Below are 19535 nucleotides of genomic sequence, written 5' to 3'. Positions count from 1 at the left end.
GTCGATCCTAGTGGCAGAACTCAGGGATTGTCTTGCGCGCGTGTCCGCAAAGAAATTTGCTTCACGTAGGCCTTGGGCGACTGACCGGTGTGCTGGCGAAAGCAGCTATAGAAAGCCGACAGCGAATTGAAACCGGCGGCGAAGGCCAGTTCGTCGATGCGCAGCGGCGGCGTGGCGTTGTCCAGCGACTGCAATAGATGTTGCAGGCGCGCCTGATTGACGTAACGGTAGAAGCTTTGCCCCAGCACCTGGTTCAGCAAATAGGAAATCTGGTTGCGGCTGTACCCGCACTCCTTCGCCACCCGTTGCAGGTCGAGCTCGGGGTCGAGATACGGTTGCTGACGCTGGAAATACTGCTGCAAGTCATCGGCCATGAAGCTCAGCTGGCGCGGCGACAGACCCAGTCGACTCACCGCCGGGCGCTGGCGGGTTGCCGTCGGGCTGTCGGCCTGCTCGCGCACCAACGAAGCATATTCGTTGACCCGCCAGATCTGCCCGTCCTTGACCGTGATCGCTTCGCTGGAACGAAACGACACCAGCCCGTTGCCGCCGCGCAACGTCACTTCGTACTGAATGAAGGCGGTGTTGCCGTCGATGCGGATGCGGTCGCAATGCTCCAGTGCTTCGTCGGATTCGCGCGGCATGCTGACCCGGACGTACTCGCGCAACTCGTCGAGGCCAAGCACGCGGTTCTGGAAGAAATCGTTGTACTGGATGTTCGGGTGATACAGCGCCATCACGCCATCCAGGTCCCGGTGTTTCCAGCACAGGTGATAGCGCATGACCGTTTCGGCCGTGGCCCGCGTCTGTTCCGGGCCGTCATCATCGGCGTGCATAAGGGACTCTTGGAAAAAGAACCGAGCTTGCCCAACTTCTGGCGCTGCATCAACAACACTCCCGTGATGGCACTTTGGCGACGGTGGGAGTGGACCGTGACTTACATCAAAAAAATCCCTGCAATCGCTAAATGAACTGAAAATTCTCACAGGAATTTCACATCCAGATGCTACTTTTAAAGGCAATCACCGGTTGGGCCAATGAAGGCTCTTCCCACCTACCATGAGCAAACGGAAGCGCTCGATGAAGAAGGCGGGCAACACATGAATAAAGGGTCAAGCAAGGTCACGTTTCCCAATGCCTGCCAGCTGATGCGCTGGCATTTTCATCCCATGGGTTTCGAGGCGACCATGGATGCGCCGGGCAGTCTGGTCGCGCGCCTGTTCGATCGGGCCAGCGGCGAAACCCTGATCGCCATCGCCGGCATCCCCTGTGCCACGGTGATGAACGCGGCGGATGTGGAACGAATAATCGAAGCCGTCGAAGACGAACTGGAGGCCTTCATTCCTCCGGAATCTCTCAAGAGTTACGCGTAACTCGCTGATTTAAAATAAAAAGCCCGCTTAGTGCGGGCTTTTTCATTCAGGCTGTTTTCTTTTCTGGCCGATGATCGATGAAGAACGGTTTACCTTTGGCAACCCGGTCCGAAGCCCGAGGCATATTCACCGACTGCGAGTCTTGCGGCTCGACGTACCAGTAGCAATGGCTGACCGCACGAGTAATGCCGACGTAGGCCAGGCGCAGGATTTCGTCTTTCTGCGCACTGTCGTAAGGCTCGCTGTCGCCGGCCTTGCCCAGCCCGGCCATGCGATATACCTGATTTTTGTAAGGCGAACTGGTCAGATGCTGGCAATCGCCCAGCAGGAAAACCGCGTCGGCCTGCAGGCCTTTGGCGCTGTGATAGGTCAGTTGTTTCAGGCGCCGGGACTCGTACGGCAAGCTCGAATCAACATTAACTACAGACTGAATATGCTGTTCTATCAATGACTTATCGCTACTTTTTCGATAGAGCATCAGGATTGAGTCGCCGTTTCGATAGTGTTCCGCCAGGCGCTGGCCGAGCGCCTGATCGTCGCGTTCCAGTACGTTGACCGGTTGCAACGGTCTCTCCTCGCCACTGGCCCTGGCCTTCTTGCCGGGAATCGCGGGCGCCGCCCGAACGACGTGTTCCGCCGCATCGATGATGTGCTGATGGCTGCGATAGTTGTCGCTGAGCATCACCCGGGTCGTGCTCGGCGACGGGAACTCCTTGTTGAATTCCATGAAGTAGCTCGGCGAACTGCCGCGCCAGCCGTAGATCGATTGCCAGTCGTCCCCTACGCAAAGCAGCGACGATCGCTGCGCGCCTCGTCCGACGTGCATGGCCGGGCCGCGACTGCGGATTTCCGAGAGGCTGGCGCGGATCCACGAGACGATCTGCGGCGAAACGTCCTGGAATTCGTCGATCATCAGGTGCGACATCGGCCGCAGCAACTCATCGCTGAGCAGTTTGAAGTTTTCCGGTGAATGCTCGCTGAACAGCGCGAACATGCGGTTGTAGGTCATGACCGGCGGCTTCTGATCCAGCAAGTGATCTTCCAACGCTCGCCAGAACAGGCTCAAGGCTTCGAAGAAAAACCGGTCCGGATCGTCCTTGGCGAAACTCATGCGGCCAACGGCGTCCGGCACGTCCAGGCCCAGGTTCTCGATGAAGCCTGCGGCAGCGACAAAACAGTCGAGCAATGGCGCGGACGCCAGTTCGCCCTTGACCTTGTAATCGAAACCGGGACCGGCGCTGACATCACCTGCCAGCGTGGCCAATAGACGTTTCGATGACTCGTAATTATCAATCCAAATCAATGGTTTACGGCAGAAAGCTTGAAACAGGGTGCGCTTGACTGCCCACTCTGCACGCACCGTCAGCTTGGCGTTGGGACGACAGATTTGCGGGTTTTCCCGAGGGTCGAAACCCAATACAACCCAGGCATCCAGGCTCGGAATGTAACCGTGGCAATGGAACGACGCGCCGTTGATTTCGAATGTCTGGCGGCTCGGTTCGATGCCTTTGATCGGCCAGGCGCCCGCGCGGAGCCACATGTCCTCGATCATGTCGCACAGTTCTTCATCGCGACGAGCTGCCAGCTCTGTTACAGCGATGCGCTTTTGCACGTCCGGGTGATCGCGTTCCAGCTCCTTGAGTTGCAAGGCGTGGCGGGACAATGGCTGGATCAGTTGCGCAAAGCGCGGGTCTTCTTTGTAGAGACGGTGGTAACAGGCGTTGAGCTGCTGGCGCTGTGCGTCGTTGATGCGCAGATCGAACGGATTGCTGTCGACGTCTTCATCTACACCCTGCGCGCGGTGGCTGAGGTTTTCGAATGCCTGCAATCGCTCGAACCCCGGCAGGCTACGAACCATCGGCAAGATCCGCGAGTGAAAGGTGCGCACCAGATCCCGCGCGTCTTTCTGACTGAGTGCCCGGCCCCACAAAGCGAACAGTTCGATCAGTTTGTTGATGAAGTCCTTGCGCGACTCGCGGGTGAAGGTCACCACGGTCATCGAATCGAGCTCAAAACCCAGATAGTGAGCCAGCAACAGGATCCGCAGCACCAGCGTGGTCGACTTGCCGGCCCCGGCGCCGGCAATCACCGAGGTTGACGGGGTTTCGCTGAAAATCATCTTCCATTGCGCAACGCTCGGTTGGGCGTGCCCAGGCAGCAGGCGTGAGACGTCGGCTTTCATGCGCTTTTTCAACTCTGCGCTGAGCGGCAGGCGCCAATCGTCGAACAGATGATTGTCGATGCCCGGCGGGCGATGCTCGGTATTGCGGCTGTCGCGGATCAACAAGACCTGGCGGCCCTCTTCCAGCCCGTCAGCCTTGCCTTCCTTGTACCCGTAATCCACACCGGCGGTATGCCCGCTGCGAAAGCCGTCGGCCTGGCCGTGCAACCACGAAGCCCGGTGCTGGGCGCGCAGTTGCGTCAGACCGTGGCCAAGGAAACGCGCCGCCAGGCGTTTGAACCAGGGCATCTCGGCCAGGGGACGAAGTTCGGGAGGAAGATCGGGGGTGTGTTGCGCCACGCTGACGGACTCCGGATGTGAGGCTGTTGAGGGCTATGGTGTCTGCATTTGCTTTTTTGTTCTAGCGAAATGCTTACAGGTCATTGGTTTAGGCGATGAACTGAAGGTGGGATGAGACGGTTTCGAGCTTTTTTCATATCAATCGATTCGATTGGAATGCCGCAGTTTTTACGCTTTTTCTCGATGATTGACTGATAGATGATGCCTGCCATCAATCACCGGTCTCGCTTCGTGGCTCAGGCATCGCGCCCCATGACGAACCTTTTGAGGAGACGATCATGCTTGAACTCAGACCTTTCAACTCGCTGGGCGGCGCCCATCACGGCTGGTTGGATGCCCATCACCATTTTTCGTTCGCCGAGTACTACGATCCGCAACGCATGAGCTGGGGCAACCTGCGGGTGTGGAACGACGACATCATTGCCGCCGGCACGGGCTTCCCTACTCACCCGCACCGCGACATGGAAATCATCACTTATGTACGTGAAGGTGCGATCAGCCACCAGGACAACCTGGGCAACAAGGGCCGCACCGAGGCTGGCGACGTGCAGGTGATGAGCGCCGGCACCGGGATCGCCCACAGCGAATACAACCTGGAAGCCACGGACACCAAGATTTTCCAGATATGGATTCTGCCGACCGAAACCGGTGCACCGCCGTCCTGGGGCGCCAAACCGTTCCCGAAAGGCGACCGCGAAGGTTTCGTGACCCTCGCCAGCGGCAAGGACGGTGACGATCAGAGCCTGCGCATCCGCGCCGACGCGCGTTTGGTGGCGGCCAATATCAAGGCCGGGGAAACCGCAGAATATCGCCTCGATGCCGGACGTCGTGCCTATCTTGTTCCCGCTACGGGTGTCATTGAAGTCAACGGCTTGCGCGCACAAGCTCGAGACGGTGTGGCGGTGTCTAATGAACAGGTGTTGACCGTCACGGCGCTGGAAGACAGCGAAATCGTATTGGTGGATCTGGCCTGATCGGCGAATCGCAGGCACAAAAAAGGGCGACCTCAGGGTCGCCCTTTTCCGTTGTCTGGATTTATTTGGTGCTGATCGCACCGTCTACCAGAGTTTGCGCCTCGGCCACCAGTTGCTTGAGGTGGTCGTCGCCGATGAAGCTTTCGGCGTAGATCTTGTAGATGTCTTCGGTGCCCGACGGACGTGCAGCGAACCAGCCGTTTTCGGTCATCACTTTCAGACCGCCGATGGCCTGATCGTTGCCTGGAGCCTTGCTGAGAATGCTCTGGATCTTCTCGCCTGCCAGTTCGGTTGAGGTGACCTGCTCCGGCGACAGTTTGCTCAGCAAGGCTTTTTGCTCCGGGTTGGCCTTGGCATCGACACGCACCGAGAACGGTTCGCCCAGCTCGTCGGTCAGTGCACGGTAGGCCTGGCTTGGGTCGCGACCGGTACGGGCGGTCATTTCAGCAGCCAACAGGGCTGGAATCAGACCGTCCTTGTCGGTGCTCCAGACACCGCCGTCCTTGCGCAGGAAAGAGGCGCCGGCGCTTTCTTCGCCGCCAAAACCCAGCGAGCCGTCGAACAGGCCATCGGCAAACCATTTGAAACCAACCGGCACTTCGTACAGGCGACGGCCCAGACGCTTGGCCACGCGATCGATCAGACCGCTGCTGACCACGGTTTTACCTACGGCCGCATCGGCGCGCCACTGCGGACGGTTCTGGAACAGGTAGTCGATCGACACCGCCAGGTAGTTGTTCGGTGCCAGCAGGCCGCCGGACGGTGTGACGATGCCGTGACGGTCGTGATCCGGGTCGCAGGCGAAGGCCACGTCAAAGCGTTCCTTCAGACCGATCAGGCCTTGCATGGCATGGCTGGACGATGGGTCCATGCGGATCTGCCCGTCCCAGTCCACGGTCATGAAGCGGAAGGTCGAGTCGACTTCCTTGTTCACCACGTCCAGGTCCAGACGATAGTGCTCGGCAATCGCCGACCAGTAGCGCACCCCTGCTCCGCCCAGCGGATCGACACCCAGGCGCAGTTTGGCACCGCGAATGGCATCGAAGTCGATGACGTTGATCAGGTCGGCGACGTAGGTGTTGACGTAGTCGTGACGATGGGTAGTTTCAGCCTTGAGCGCCTGCTCGTAGCTGATACGTTTGACGCCGGCCAGTTTGTTGGCCAGCAGTTCGTTGGCCTTGGCTTCGATCCACTTGGTGATGTGGGTGTCGGCCGGGCCGCCGTTGGTTGGGTTGTACTTGTAGCCACCGCTTTGTGGCGGGTTGTGCGACGGCGTGATGACGATGCCGTCGGCAAGACCAGTGGTGCGACCACGGTTGTAGCAAAGAATGGCGTGGGACACCGCCGGGGTCGGAGTGTATTCATCACCTTCGGCAATCATCACGGTCACGCCGTTGGCCGCCAGTACTTCCAGGGCGCTGGCTCCGGCCGGGGTCGACAGCGCATGGGTGTCGATACCGACGAACAGCGGGCCGGTGATGCCCTGGGCTTCGCGATACAGGCAGATCGCCTGACTGATGGCCAGAACGTGCCATTCGTTGAAACTCAAATCAAAGGAACTGCCCCGGTGCCCGGAAGTGCCGAACGCCACGCGCTGGGTGGAAACCGAGGCGTCGGGTTGACCGGTGTAATACGCCGTAACCAGTCGCGGGATATCGACCAACAGTTCTGCCGGTGCCGGTTTGCCCGCAAAAGGACTGAGTGTCATGCAAAACCTCTGAAATAGAGTGGTTCAGGAAATTACAGCGGAGTTTACTGGCAGTTTGTCCGGAGTGCGATGGGGTCTATTGCGTACACGCCGAGTGTTTTCGCGCATCTGTCCGCGGAGCCAGTCGCAACGCATCCCCAAGCAGTCCGACAAGTCTTAACAACTCGTGTTCCGTACCGCCAATCGCGCTCAAACGCATGTGCTGCGCGTGCAACCCTCTGAGGCTGAACAACTCCCCCGGTGCAATCAGTACATGTTGCTTGAGCAGCCGTTGAAACACTGCGTCCATCACGACCGGGCGCGCCGAGTGCAGCCAGATCGTCGCACCGCCCTCAGGCTCGATGACGTGCAGAATGTCCCCCAGACGTTCGCGTATCAAATCGATCCATTGCGTTCGGCGCTCCCTGAGCAAGTGCTTGAGCATCGGCAGATGCTGGTCAACCCGCCCGCTCGCATAGAGTCGGGCAATCGCTTTCTGGCGGATCGGCGAAAGTCGAAACGAACGCAACAGGAAGTGACGCTGCAGGTCCGCGCGCCATTGCCGTGACAGGACAAAACCGTAGGGGGCTTCGACCCCGATGATTTTTTCGAACATGGAAAACACCAACAGACGGTCGGGATCCACCAGCTCGCGCAGCGGTTCCCCTATGGCGTCGTCCAGCAAGTCGCCGTGGCAATCATTTTCCAGCAACCAGGTGCCATGACTCAGCAGCAAATGCGCAATGGCCTCACGGTTGGCCGGCGGGATACAACTGCCGTGGGGCATGTTCAATCTGGAGGACAGCAGGATCAATCGCACCCGCTCATTTTCAAGCAGTCTCTGGAGTTTCTGCGGATCGAATGCCCCGTCTGGCTGTAGCGGCAGCTCGATCACCTGAACCTCGGCGGACTGGAAAAGGCGCAGGATCATCCAGTCACAAGGCGATTCGATCACCACGGTTGCGTGGCGCAGCTCAAGGACGGCGATCAGGATTTCCAGCACTCCTCGCAGATCGGCACCGATGTAGACATCTTCGGCATGCCAGCAATGGGCGGCCGATGAGGTGTAGCGGGCCGCCAGCAGAGTGCGCAACTCCAGCTCGCCGCAAGGCTGGGCCGGCGTTTGCAGGTGCCGGGGATACTGGCGCAACAGCTCTCGTTCAAGCATCAGCAACGGACGATCGAGGGGCTGGATCGATGCCGGCTCATCGGCGCTCAATACCTGCATGCCAGTGCATCTGGCATTGACGTAGACCGTTTCCAGCAAATCATCGCCGCGTCCGGGCGGCATGACCGACGATGTAGGCTGCGCGAAATATCCGGATTTGGCGACGGAATAGACCCGGCCTTCTTTCTCCAGTAGCGCGTAGGCGTATTGAATGGTCGAGATCGACACGTTCAACCGCTCCGCCAGCTGCCTTAACGATGGCAGTCGAATCGCTCCCTGGTTGCCCGGCTCGCTAATCAGTTGCGTCAGGTAGCGATAGACCGCCTGGTAGGCAAAATCAGACTCTCTCGGCTCACTCATCAGCGTACGTCCGCACAGACGTCCATGTGATCGGACAACAGAATCCCATTCAACCTTCCGCCGAGCGGTCGCCCAGAGTGACCTCGCGCTCGGGCAACTCCTGCGCTTTTGCGACGTGTTCGCCCGTCCGGACCGCCCCCATTGCATACAACCGGCAGATCAGTCGCAGGGGCAAGCCGCTGACATCGGTCATCCATTGCAAGACCTGCTCCGGTGCGTGCAGGCCCTGCATGGCGCGGTGCAGGTCCGGCATGGCGACCAGCATTCCCGGATGGCAGGTGCGCAGGAATCGCTCAAGACCAGCACCGGCATCGATGAAGGGGGCGAATAACAGACAAACCAGTTGCGTTTCATTGAGGCCGAAATTCTTTTGAAGTGAGTTCGCTGCCAGCGATTGGTGCTCCGCGAGATCGGACAGATTGCCGAACGCGGATTCAAACCGCTCACAAACCTGCTCCGGCGTGTTCCTGCTACGCATCGTCGCCAGGCATTGCTGCAGATACTCCGAGACCCCGACCTCATAGGTGCGCCCTTCGGTATGACTGGCCTGCATCCCTTTCAGATAAGCGCCGACCAGGGGATCAGCACACTCGCCGGTGCGCGCCTCAAACATCAGATCGTCCGCCTGAAAGCCGAGGAAATCGCTGAGCAAAGGCCACCGCTCCTCCATCTTGCCGACCACCATATCGTCGATGCCGATATAGCTGGTGCGACGACAGGCTTCGAACTCACCGATCGGACGCCATGGCACCTGATCGTCTTGCGAGTAGAGTTCGCGATAACAATCGCCGCCGATGCTGTCGAGCAGACTGAACAGTTCATCGAACCCGCCGCCCTTTCGTGACAACTTGCCAAGACCGACCTTGTTTACCGCCCGGTCCAGCCCATCGAGAAACTGCTCCTGACGGCGCGCATTGTCGCTACTGATCAAGGCATCGACACCATTTTTCCAGCGGGCGACCTGACCGTAGAACTCGGCGGTAGTCAGATACTGGTGATCCCACAGTGTCAGATCTTCTTCCCAGCTACGGCGATGCCCCACCATCAGCAGGGCGAGCCTGCTGGCCTCGCGCCCTTCATCGCAGACAGGCGCCAGATGGTTGAAAGGCTGGATCTCGCGATGATCGACCATCAACAACTCGACGCGCGGATCATCATGCAGGAACAGTGCACTGAAACTGCGATGCAGGTTTTGCAGTGCCGAAGGCGGCACGCCATTGCATCGCAGGGTCGCTACTCTCAACTGAAACGTGGCAGGTGCACGCCCGGCGATGCTCAGCTGCGCCGCACGCAACAGGGCCAGGCTGTAGCAGCAGTCGCGTGTGCCGGACTGGATCGCCAACACCTTGAATTCACCGATGCGATCCATGCCCCCGGCGGCGACCGCCAGGCGCTGGATCAACAGCTGCAATGCCGTGCGCTCGGCACGGGAAAAGAAACTCAGCAGTCGTTGCAATACTTGCTGGTAGACATAATTCATTGCCTGATCATGGATCGTGCTCATCAGTACTTCACCCGGTATCAAAGGTTTTATATCGCGCGGCCACGAATGGCGGACGCACAATCACTCTTCATTAATTAATAGACGCTGAAATGCTAACACTTAAGTTTTTGTAGTTATTTGAAACAGTTGAGCGCTCGGCATTTCAGAATCACGAGCAGCATGACTGAAAGCCCCGTCGTTGCTGGGCCGTCTGTAGGAGTGAGTTTTCCTAGGAAACTTCTTACAAGTCCCTGCACATAATGAGCACAAGAAAAAAAGAAGGGATTACATGGCACCCCTACAAACTTTAAACAGAAGTTTGAGGCGCGATGATAAACAGCCGATTGATACTGCATGGAACAAATAGAATGCACAGACATAGCTCATTCCTTGAGATGAAAGTAGTCATTCAATTATCAGGGTCTGGAGGGCAATTAGAAGATACAGATCGAGAGCAAAAACCAGTTCAGTTGCTGAACATCCCCAGGCGTCTGGCCCAGGGGTTTCTCGATATCTGAAGGATTAAACGCACAAGAGTCCGTGGGGCCACGGACTCTGAATGGGAAGGTCAGGCAGTTTCGATTTGCAGGGCAACCCGCTCGCGGCACGGGCACTCGTCCATGTAGCGGTGTGCTTCGACAAACTCGTTGAACGGAAACACCCGCGTCTTGAGCGGCAGCAGCACACGGTCGGCAGTGAGCTGGTTGATATCACGCAAGGCACGCTGCAAGGCGACGTGATCCTGAACGATGCCGAGCTCCGGCTTGCCGGTGAAGTTGCCGATGCAATGCACGAAGAACTGAATGTTCTTCTGGAACGCTGCGCAGGCCGGGAATGGCGTCTGGTTGCCGCCCTGCAACCCGTACAACACCAGGCTGCCACGAGGCGCCAGTACATCGCCGAGCAGCGACATCTGTGGCCCGCCGAGACCGTCGAACACCACGTCGACACCGCGGTTGTCGGTGATCTTGTTGATCCGCATCAACAGGTCTTCTTCTTCGGTGACGATCACTTTCTCGGCACCGAGAGACAGCAGGTACTCACGCTCCTCTGCCGTCTTGGTGGCAGCAATCACCCGCACACCCAGCGCCTTGCCCAGCTGGACGAAGGACGGACCGGCACAGTGGCTGGCGTCGGTCACCAGGGCGAACTGCCCGGGTTTGACCCGTGCCAGATCAACGTAACCGAAATAGGCGATCAACAGCGGTGTGTAATGCACGGCGGCTTCAATCGGGTTGAGCACGTCCGGATAACGGGTCAGTGCGGTACGCGGCAGAACGATCAGTTCACCGTAGACCGGGTAATCGTTGGGGCTCTCGGCCGGAAAGCTGGCCACCTTGTCGCCCACTGCCAGATCTTCGACGCCGTCACCAATCGCCGTGACTACGCCGGCCATTTCATGACCGAGGCCTGAAGGCAGACGCGCCTGGGACGACGCCAGATTCTGGCGCCAGAGCGTGTCGTACCAGCTGATGCCGATCGCCTCGACACGCACCTGCACTTCGCCAGGACCTGGCTGAGCAGCCGCATGCTCTTCGCATTTGAGCACCTCGGCTGGACCAAACTTGTGAAAACGGATCGTGCGGGACATCGCAAACCTCGTCAAAGTAACCTCTAATGCCCTGAACTCTATCTGGGCTTTCCAGCCAAGACTATCAGTGGCTATTAATAGTCGACATGCCTGTCATTGATTCCGCAGCATGGTCAGCATTGAGAAAATCCATGAAAAAACTGCTGCCGCCTTCTCAGTAAAGCTGAATTACCCGGTGCAGACTACCAGCCTTTCCCCGTAAGATTCATGCCGGCCATTGTTCTCATATGGTCGCTCTCGTCAAGCTTGATGACTCTGCCAGGACTCCAGATGAATCGTAATGACCTGCGTCGTGTCGACCTCAACCTGTTGATCGTGTTCGAAACGCTGATGCATGAGCGCAGCGTGACCCGTGCGGCGGAAAAGCTGTTTCTCGGCCAGCCGGCGATCAGCGCGGCCCTCTCGCGCCTGCGCGGCCTGTTCGACGACCCCTTGTTTGTGCGCACCGGGCGCAGCATGGAGCCTTCCGCCCGCGCGGTGGAAATCTTCGCCCTGCTCTCTCCGGCTCTGGACTCGATTTCGACCGCCGTCAGCCGCGCGGCGGAATTCGACCCGGCGACCAGCACGTCGGTGTTCCGCATCGGCCTGTCGGACGACGTCGAATTCGCGCTGCTGCCAATGCTGCTCAAACGCCTGCGCGCCGAAGCACCCGGCATCGTGCTGGTAGTGCGACGCGTCAACTACATCCTGATGCCCGGCCTGCTCGCTTCCGGCGAAATCTCCATCGGCGTCAGCTACACCACCGACCTGCCGGCCAACGCCAAACGCAAGGTCCTGCGCCGCAGCCAGCCAAAACTGCTGCGCGCCGACACTGTGCCCGGCCCGTTGAGCCTTGACGACTACTGCGCCCGACCGCATGCGCTGGTGTCGTTTGCGGGCGACCTCAGTGGCTTTATTGATGAAGAGCTGGAAAAGCTTGGGCGCAAGCGTCATGTGGTTCTGGCCGTGCCGCAGTTCAATGGACTGAGTACTTTGTTGGCCGGGACTGACATCGTTGCGACCGTACCTGATTACACGGCGGATGCATTGACCGCTGCCGGTGGTGTACGCGCAGAAGACCCACCGCTGCCGACGCGCACCTTCGAGCTGCACATGGCGTGGCGTGGGTCGCAGGATAACGATCCGGGCGAGCGGTGGTTGCGGTCGCGGATTCAGATGTTCTTCGGGGATCCGGATAGTCTCGGTTGAATCGTTTCATGCCTTCCAAGCCCCGATTCAAGGGGCTTTTTCTTTTGCTTCAGGCCTTGCTGGTGAACGAACAGCTTTGTTGCTGATCCCGCAATACAGATTTTCCATCACTGCAATTGATAGCCCCCTAACGAAAGGCGCATGCTAGAAGGCTTCCCTCGGGCTTATATCATTCCGAATGATAGTTACCTTCGTGTCATTCGATTCGTTTGCCATCTACCCGCCGAGCATCATCCGCCCATCTTCAATACATTGGCGGATGCATCCATGGAACAATCACTCAAACATTTGCGCTTCCCGTTGGCCATGTTGGCCGTGCTGGTGATGAGCGCCTGCGGCAAGACTCCGGAAACCGCCGCCACCATGCCTGCTGCCAAAGTCAGCGTGGCCAAGGTGCTGGAACAACCGGTCAACGAGTGGGACGAATTCACCGGGCGCCTCGAGGCGCCGGAAACCGTTGAAATCCGTCCACGGGTCTCCGGCCAGATCGACGAAGTCGCCTTCACCGAAGGTGCGCTGGTCAAGAAAGGCGACCTGCTGTTCCAGATCGACCCGCGTCCGTTCCAGGCCGAGGTTCGCCGCCTCGAAGCCCTGGTTGCCCAAGCCCGAGCCAATGCCACCCGCAGTGAAAACGAAGCCGGCCGTGGCGAGCGCCTGCGTGCCAGCAATGCCATCTCCGCCGAACTGGCCGACTCGCGCACCAGCGCTGCACAAGAAGCCCGTGCTGCTGTCGGCGCGCTGCAAGCGCAACTGGATCTGGCCAAACTGAACCTGAGCTTCACCCGCGTCACTGCGCCAATCAGTGGCCGCGTCAGCCGTGCCGAGATTACCGCCGGTAACCTGGTGACCGCCGACACCACTCCGCTGACCAGCGTGGTTTCCACCGACAAGGTCTACGCCTACTTCGACGCCGACGAGCGTGTATTCCTCAAATACACCCAACTCGCCCGTCAGGGTCAGCGCGGTGCAACCACCCCGGTGTACATGGGCCTCTCCAACGAAGATGGCAACCCGCACCTGGGTCAGATGAACTTCGTCGATAACCAGGTCAATCCGAAAACCGGCACCATCCGTGGTCGCGCCGTGTTCGACAACAGCGACGGCACTTACACCCCGGGCCTGTATGCACGTCTGAAACTGGTCGGCAGCGGCACTTACAACGCCATGCTGATCAACGATGAAGCGGTCGGCACCGACCTCGGCAAGAAGTTCGTGCTGGTGATGGACGGCGAGAACAAGACCGCCTACCGCGCCGTCGAACTCGGTCCGAAGATCGAAGGCCTGCGTATCGTGCGCAGCGGCCTTAACAAGGACGACACGATCATCGTCAAGGGTCTGCAACGGGTTCGTCCTGGCTCCCCGGTTTCGCCTGAAGTGATCCCGATGGCCAGCGAGCAAACCATTGCCGCTCTCGCTCAACAACGACAAGCGCTGGAAGCCAGCAACCTGCCCAAAGTCGCACCTGCCAAAGGCGCGCCGGGTTCGGTTGTGAAACTGGCTGCTGCGACCCCACGCGGTTAAGGGACGACAACTCCGATGAATTTTTCCCAATTCTTCATTTCACGGCCGATCTTCGCAGCGGTGCTGTCGCTGCTGATCCTGATCGCCGGTGCGATTTCGCTGTTCCAGTTGCCGATCAGTGAATACCCGGAAGTCGTGCCACCGACCGTGGTGGTGCGTGCCAACTTCCCGGGCGCCAACCCAAAAGTCATCGGTGAAACCGTGGCGGCTCCTCTGGAGCAAGCCATCACCGGCGTCGAGAACATGCTGTACATGTCCTCGCAGTCCACCGCCGACGGCAAGATCACCCTGACCATCACCTTCGCCCTGGGCACCGACCTGGACAACGCGCAGGTGCAAGTTCAGAACCGTGTGACCCGGACCGAGCCGAAACTTCCAGAAGAAGTGACGCGTATCGGTATCACCGTCGACAAGGCATCGCCCGACCTGACCATGGTTGTGCATTTGACCTCGCCGGACAAACGCTACGACATGCTGTACCTGTCCAACTACGCGATCCTCAACATCAAGGATGAGCTCGCTCGCCTCGGTGGTGTCGGTGACGTGCAGCTGTTCGGTATGGGCGATTACTCGCTGCGTGTATGGCTCGACCCGAACAAGACCGCTTCGCGCAATCTGACTGCGACTGATGTGGTGACCGCGATTCGCGAGCAGAACCGTCAGGTGGCCGCCGGCCAACTGGGCGCGCCCCCTGCCCCGAATGCCCAGAGCTTCCAGCTGTCGGTCAACACTCAGGGCCGTCTGGTCTCCGAGGAAGAGTTCGAGAACATCATCATTCGGGCAGGCGATAACGGTGAAATCACGCGTCTGAAAGACATCGCCCGCGTTGAACTGGGTTCCAGCCAATATGCCCTGCGCTCGTTGCTGAACAACCAGCCGGCCGTAGCGATCCCGATCTTCCAGCGTCCTGGCTCCAACGCCATCGAAATCTCGAACGAAGTTCGCGGCAAGATGGAAGAACTGAAGAAAAGCTTCCCGCAAGGCATGGACTACAGCATCGTCTATGACCCGACGATCTTCGTGCGCGGCTCCATCGAGGCGGTGGTTCACACCCTCTTCGAAGCACTGATTCTCGTGGTACTGGTGGTGATTCTGTTCCTGCAGACCTGGCGCGCCTCGATCATTCCGTTGGTGGCGGTGCCGGTATCGTTGATCGGTACGTTTGCGGTGATGCACCTGTTCGGCTTCTCGCTCAACGCGCTGTCGCTGTTCGGCCTGGTACTGGCAATCGGTATCGTGGTGGACGACGCCATCGTGGTGGTGGAGAACGTCGAGCGGAACATTGAACTGGGGCTCAACCCCTTCGATGCAACCAAAAAGGCCATGGGCGAAGTGACCGGCCCGATCATTGCCACGGCGCTGGTGCTGTGTGCGGTGTTCGTACCGGCGGCATTCATCTCGGGCCTCACCGGTCAGTTCTACAAGCAGTTCGCACTGACCATCGCGATTTCGACCGTGATCTCGGCTTTCAACTCGCTGACCCTGTCGCCAGCGCTGGCCGCTGTGTTGCTCAAAGGTCACGACGCACCGAAAGACCGCTTCTCGCGAGTGCTGGACAAGATCTTCGGTGGCTGGCTGTTCCGTCCGTTCAACCGCTTCTTCGACCGCGCCAGTCATGGCTACGTCGGCACCGTGCGCCGGGTCATCCGTGGCAGCGGCATCGCCCTCTTCCTGTACGCAGGCCTGATGGTGCTGACCTTCTTCGGCTTCTCCAGCACGCCGACCGGTTTCGTACCCGGCCAGGACAAGCAATACCTGGTGGCCTTCGCGCAACTGCCGGACGCCGCGAGCCTGGACCGTACCGAAGACGTGATCAAACGCATGTCCGACCTGGCACTGAAACAACCGGGCGTGGAAAGCGCCGTGGCGTTCCCGGGCCTGTCGATCAACGGCTTCACCAACAGCCCGAACGCCGGCATCGTGTTCGTGACCCTGAAACCGTTCGACGAGCGTAAAGACCCGAGCATGTCCGCCGGTGCGATTGCCGGCGCCTTGAACGGCCAGTACGCCGGGATTCAAGAAGCCTACATGGCGATCTTCCCGCCGCCGCCGGTACAGGGTCTGGGCACCATTGGTGGTTTCCGCCTGCAAATCGAAGACCGGGGCAACCTGGGCTACGAAGAGCTGTACAAGGAAACCATGAACATTATTGCCAAGAGCCATAACGTTCCGGAACTGGCCAACCTGTTTACCAGCTACACCGTAAACGTGCCGCAGGTCGATGCCGCCATCGACCGGGAAAAAGCCAAGACCCACGGCGTGGCCGTCAGCGACATCTTCGACACCCTGCAGATCTACCTGGGTTCGCTGTATGCCAACGACTTCAACCGCTTCGGTCGTACCTATCAGGTCAACGTTCAGGCTGAACAGCAGTTCCGCCTTGAATCCGACCAGATCGGCCAACTGAAAGTACGCAACAACAAAGGCGAAATGATCCCGCTGGCGACCTTCATCAAGGTCAGCGACACTTCGGGCCCGGATCGCGTGATGCACTACAACGGCTTCATCACCGCTGAAATCAACGGTGCGGCAGCTCCGGGCTACAGCTCTGGCCAGGCCGAAAAAGCCATCGAGAAACTGCTCAAGGATGAACTTCCGAACGGCATGACCTACGAGTGGACCGACCTGACCTACCAGCAGATTCTGTCCGGCAACACCGCGCTGTTCGTGTTCCCGCTCTGCGTACTGCTGGCCTTCCTGGTGCTCGCGGCTCAATACGAAAGCTGGAGCCTGCCACTGGCGGTGATCCTGATCGTACCGATGACCCTGCTGTCGGCCATCACTGGTGTGATCATCTCTGGCGGCGACAACAACATCTTCACCCAGATCGGCTTGATCGTACTGGTGGGACTTGCCTGTAAGAACGCGATTCTGATCGTCGAGTTCGCCAAGGACAAACAGGAGGAAGGCCTCGATCCGCTGGCCGCCGTACTGGAAGCCTGCCGTCTGCGTCTGCGGCCGATCCTGATGACTTCGTTCGCGTTCATCATGGGTGTGGTGCCACTGGTGTTCTCCAGCGGTGCCGGTGCCGAGATGCGTCACGCCATGGGTGTGGCTGTGTTCTCCGGGATGCTCGGTGTGACCTTCTTCGGTCTGCTGCTGACCCCCGTGTTCTATGTGCTGATCCGCAACTTCGTGGAGCGCAGCGAAGCGCGCAAAGCGGCCAAGGCGCAACATCTTCAAAAGCCACTGGAGGCGCACCAATGAGTCTGAAAGTCTTCCTGCCGAGCCTGCTGGTGCTGGCCCTGAGTGCCTGCGCCGTCGGCCCTGACTACAAGACCCCGACGACGGAGGCGGCGAACATCACGTCCGCCACCGACGGCGCCGCCGGCCAGAAGAACTTCGACCGTTCGAAATTCGAAGGCATCTGGTGGCAGCAGTTCGACGATCCGACCCTCAACCAGTTGGTGACCCAATCGCTGCAAGGCAACCGTGAACTGCGCGTGGCATTCGCCCGCTGGAAAGCCGCCCGGGCGATCCGCGACGACGCCAGCAACGATGCAATGCCGACCATCACCAGCCGCGCCAGCAGCGATCTGGCCAAAGGTCAGATTCCGGGCCAGACCACCCAACGGGTCAACAGCGAACGCTACGACCTGGGTCTGGACATGGCGTGGGAGCTGGACCTGTTCGGACGCATCCAGCGCAATCTGGAAGCCAGCGACGCCGACCAGCAAGCGGCCGAAGCCGATCTGTACCAACTGCAAGTCACCATGATTGCCGAACTGGTGGACGCTTACGGTCAACTGCGTGGTGCCCAACTGCGGGAAAAAATCGCCCTCGCCAACCTGAACAACCAGCAGGAGTCGCGCAAGATCACCATCAGCCTGCGTGACGCCGGCGTTGGCGATCAGCTTGATGTTGAACGGGCCGATGCCCGTCTGGCGTCGGTCGAAGCCAGCGTGCCGCAGTTGCAGGCAGAACAGGCCCGGCAGAAAAACCGCATCGCCACCCTGCTGGGTGAACGTCCGGACAAGCTGACCGTCGACCTGAGCCCGAAAGACCTGCCGGCGATTGCCAAGGCTTTGCCGATCGGTGATCCGGGCGAACTGCTGCAGCGTCGTCCGGACATCTTCAGCGCCGAACGCAAACTGGCTTCGGCCACGGCGCGTATCGGTGTGGCCAAGGCCGATCTGTTCCCACGGGTCAGCCTCAGCGGTTTCCTCGGCTGGACGGCCGGACGTGGTTCGCAGATCGGTTCCTCGGCGGCCAACGCCTGGGCACTGGGCCCGAGCATCACCTGGGCAGCGTTTGACCTTGGCAGCGTGCGGGCCCGTTTGCGCGGCGCCGATGCCGATGCCGAAGGCGCACTGGCGACCTACGAGCAGCAAGTATTGCTCGCGCTGGAAGAGTCGGAAAACGCCTTCAGTGATTACGGCAAGCGTCAGCAACGTCTGATCTCGCTGATCCGTCAGAGCGAATCGAGCCGCAAGGCCGCTGACCTCGCCGAGATTCGCTATCGCGAAGGCACCACCGATTTCCTGGTGTTGCTCGACGCCCAGCGTGAACGTTTGAACGCCGAAGACAGCCAGGCCCAGGCCGAAGTGGACCTGTATCGCGGCATCGTCGCGATCTACAAGGCCCTCGGTGGCGGCTGGCAGCCGGAGACGGTCGCCAGCAAGTAACAGGTTTTTAAAGAGCTCCTTTGGTTGGCCGCAACCAACCAAATTTTTTGCCCCGCGTATCATTCGGTCGCGGGGCTTTTTTGTACCTGTCTTTCATGGTTTTCCAGCACCGTGACCGTGGCGGTAGTGCCGGCTCTCAATCGATCCTTGCCCTTGTAATCGGGATCGATGCCGATCCGCACCGGTACCCGTTGCGCCAGTTTCACCCAGGTGTAGCTGGGGTTGATGTTGGCCAGCAACCGACTGCCTTGCGCGTTTTCCCGGTCAGCAATGGCGAAGGCGATGCTTTGCACGGTGCCGCCGAATTTTTCCCCGCTCATCAATTCGATCCGCACCCGGTCACCCTCTTCGATCCGTGGCAGTTTGGTTTCCTCGAAATAGCCGCTGACATAAAAGGAGCCGCTGTCCACCAGTGCCAGCAGGGCGCCACCGGCCACCGCGTAATCACCCTGACGGGTCAGCAGATTGGTGACATAACCGCTGACCGGCGCTTCGACACGGGTACGTTGCAGATCCAGTTCCGCCTGGGTCAACGCGGCAATCGCCAGCTGCACGTTGGCTTCGGCCAGACCGAGATTCGCCTGATTGCGCAACAGATCCGCCTGGGCAACTGCCACGTCGGTACTGGACTTCTCCCACTCCTCCCCGGAAATCGCGAACCCTTGCTTGAGCGTACGCCGCCGGCGCTCTTCACTCTGGCGTTGTTTGAGCAATGCCTCGCTGGCGACGATGGCCGCTTGCGACTGCCCGAGCGTAGCCTTTGATACCTCGACCGAGCGTTTCGCATGCTCGACGGCGAGGCTGTAGCGCGCCGGGTCGATCTCCAGCAGCAACTGACCCTTGTCGACATGCTGGTTGTCCTGCACGGCGAGCGTGACGATACGGCCCGAGACATCCGCCGACAGCGTCACCACATCCGCCCTCACCCGCGCATCCCGCGTCCACGGGGCTCGGGTGTAATGTTCCCAGGCGAACCAGCCAAGCACGATTGCCAGCAGCACCACCGCCAATGTCGTCAATCGAGTGAGCAACGTCTTCAAGGTT

13 protein-coding genes are annotated in these 19535 nt (G+C 59.5%); 6 read left to right on the top strand and 7 right to left on the bottom strand.

The window, feature by feature from the left end; genetic code table 11:
• Positions 1–20: 20 nt before the first annotated feature.
• On the bottom strand, positions 21–836 hold the full coding sequence (locus KJY40_RS15130) for a helix-turn-helix domain-containing protein (RefSeq protein WP_230730889.1): 816 nt from the start codon (positions 834–836) through the stop codon (positions 21–23).
• Between the two features lie 264 nt (positions 837–1100).
• Here KJY40_RS15130 and KJY40_RS15125 point away from each other — a divergent pair, with 264 nt between their 5' ends.
• The gene (locus KJY40_RS15125) at positions 1101–1373 is read left to right on the top strand and encodes a DUF1652 domain-containing protein (RefSeq protein WP_011334086.1); all 273 of its coding nucleotides are present in this window, start codon (positions 1101–1103) and stop codon (positions 1371–1373) included.
• A 46-nt stretch (positions 1374–1419) separates the two neighbouring features.
• On the opposite strand, the gene KJY40_RS15120 is transcribed toward KJY40_RS15125, so the two are convergent.
• Positions 1420–3894, bottom strand: a complete 2475-nt coding sequence (locus KJY40_RS15120) for a UvrD-helicase domain-containing protein (RefSeq protein WP_230730888.1) — start codon at positions 3892–3894, stop codon at positions 1420–1422.
• Between the two features lie 278 nt (positions 3895–4172).
• Here KJY40_RS15120 and KJY40_RS15115 point away from each other — a divergent pair, with 278 nt between their 5' ends.
• Positions 4173–4868: a pirin family protein gene (locus KJY40_RS15115; RefSeq protein WP_230730887.1), complete on the top strand. Its 696-nt coding sequence runs from the start codon at positions 4173–4175 to the stop codon at positions 4866–4868.
• A 61-nt stretch (positions 4869–4929) separates the two neighbouring features.
• Here the strand turns inward: KJY40_RS15115 and pgm are convergent, their stop codons facing one another.
• From pgm to KJY40_RS15095, 4 genes are all read right to left on the bottom strand, one after another.
• Complete coding sequence (pgm, locus tag KJY40_RS15110; protein ID WP_192561059.1) at positions 4930–6576, bottom strand: phosphoglucomutase (alpha-D-glucose-1,6-bisphosphate-dependent); 1647 nt, start codon at positions 6574–6576, stop codon at positions 4930–4932.
• A 76-nt stretch (positions 6577–6652) separates the two neighbouring features.
• Positions 6653–8083, bottom strand: a complete 1431-nt coding sequence (locus KJY40_RS15105; protein WP_230730886.1) for an aminotransferase-like domain-containing protein — start codon at positions 8081–8083, stop codon at positions 6653–6655.
• 49 nt (positions 8084–8132) lie between these two features.
• Positions 8133–9587 (bottom strand): hypothetical protein, encoded by a 1455-nt coding sequence (locus KJY40_RS15100; protein WP_230730884.1) that lies wholly within the window; start codon positions 9585–9587, stop codon positions 8133–8135.
• Positions 9588–10134: 547 nt separating this feature from the next.
• Complete coding sequence (locus KJY40_RS15095) at positions 10135–11157, bottom strand: zinc-dependent alcohol dehydrogenase family protein (RefSeq protein ID WP_230730883.1); 1023 nt, start codon at positions 11155–11157, stop codon at positions 10135–10137.
• Between the two features lie 270 nt (positions 11158–11427).
• Between KJY40_RS15095 and KJY40_RS15090 the strand changes: the two genes are divergently transcribed.
• The 4 genes from KJY40_RS15090 to KJY40_RS15075 all read left to right on the top strand — a co-directional run bounded on the left by KJY40_RS15090 (position 11428) and on the right by KJY40_RS15075 (position 18491).
• Positions 11428–12345, top strand: a complete 918-nt coding sequence (locus tag KJY40_RS15090; protein ID WP_115077910.1) for a LysR family transcriptional regulator — start codon at positions 11428–11430, stop codon at positions 12343–12345.
• Positions 12346–12612: 267 nt separating this feature from the next.
• A complete protein-coding gene (mexE, locus tag KJY40_RS15085; protein WP_230730882.1) occupies positions 12613–13866 on the top strand; it encodes a multidrug efflux RND transporter periplasmic adaptor subunit MexE in 1254 nt (417 codons plus the stop codon).
• Positions 13867–13881: 15 nt separating this feature from the next.
• Positions 13882–17073, top strand: coding sequence for an efflux RND transporter permease subunit (locus tag KJY40_RS15080; protein WP_230730881.1), 3192 nt, complete (start codon positions 13882–13884; stop codon positions 17071–17073).
• On the top strand, positions 17070–18491 hold the full coding sequence (locus KJY40_RS15075; RefSeq protein ID WP_230730880.1) for an efflux transporter outer membrane subunit: 1422 nt from the start codon (positions 17070–17072) through the stop codon (positions 18489–18491). Before KJY40_RS15080 ends, KJY40_RS15075 begins: the two co-directional genes overlap by 4 nt.
• 59 nt (positions 18492–18550) lie before the next feature.
• Here the strand turns inward: KJY40_RS15075 and KJY40_RS15070 are convergent, their stop codons facing one another.
• Positions 18551–19531 (bottom strand): HlyD family efflux transporter periplasmic adaptor subunit, encoded by a 981-nt coding sequence (locus KJY40_RS15070; RefSeq protein WP_230730879.1) that lies wholly within the window; start codon positions 19529–19531, stop codon positions 18551–18553.
• Positions 19532–19535 lie beyond the last annotated feature (4 nt).

The sequence above is a fragment of the Pseudomonas fitomaticsae genome (assembly GCF_021018765.1).
Taxonomy (GTDB): domain Bacteria; phylum Pseudomonadota; class Gammaproteobacteria; order Pseudomonadales; family Pseudomonadaceae; genus Aquipseudomonas; species Aquipseudomonas fitomaticsae.
This window is presented reverse-complemented; position numbering and strand designations above follow the sequence as displayed.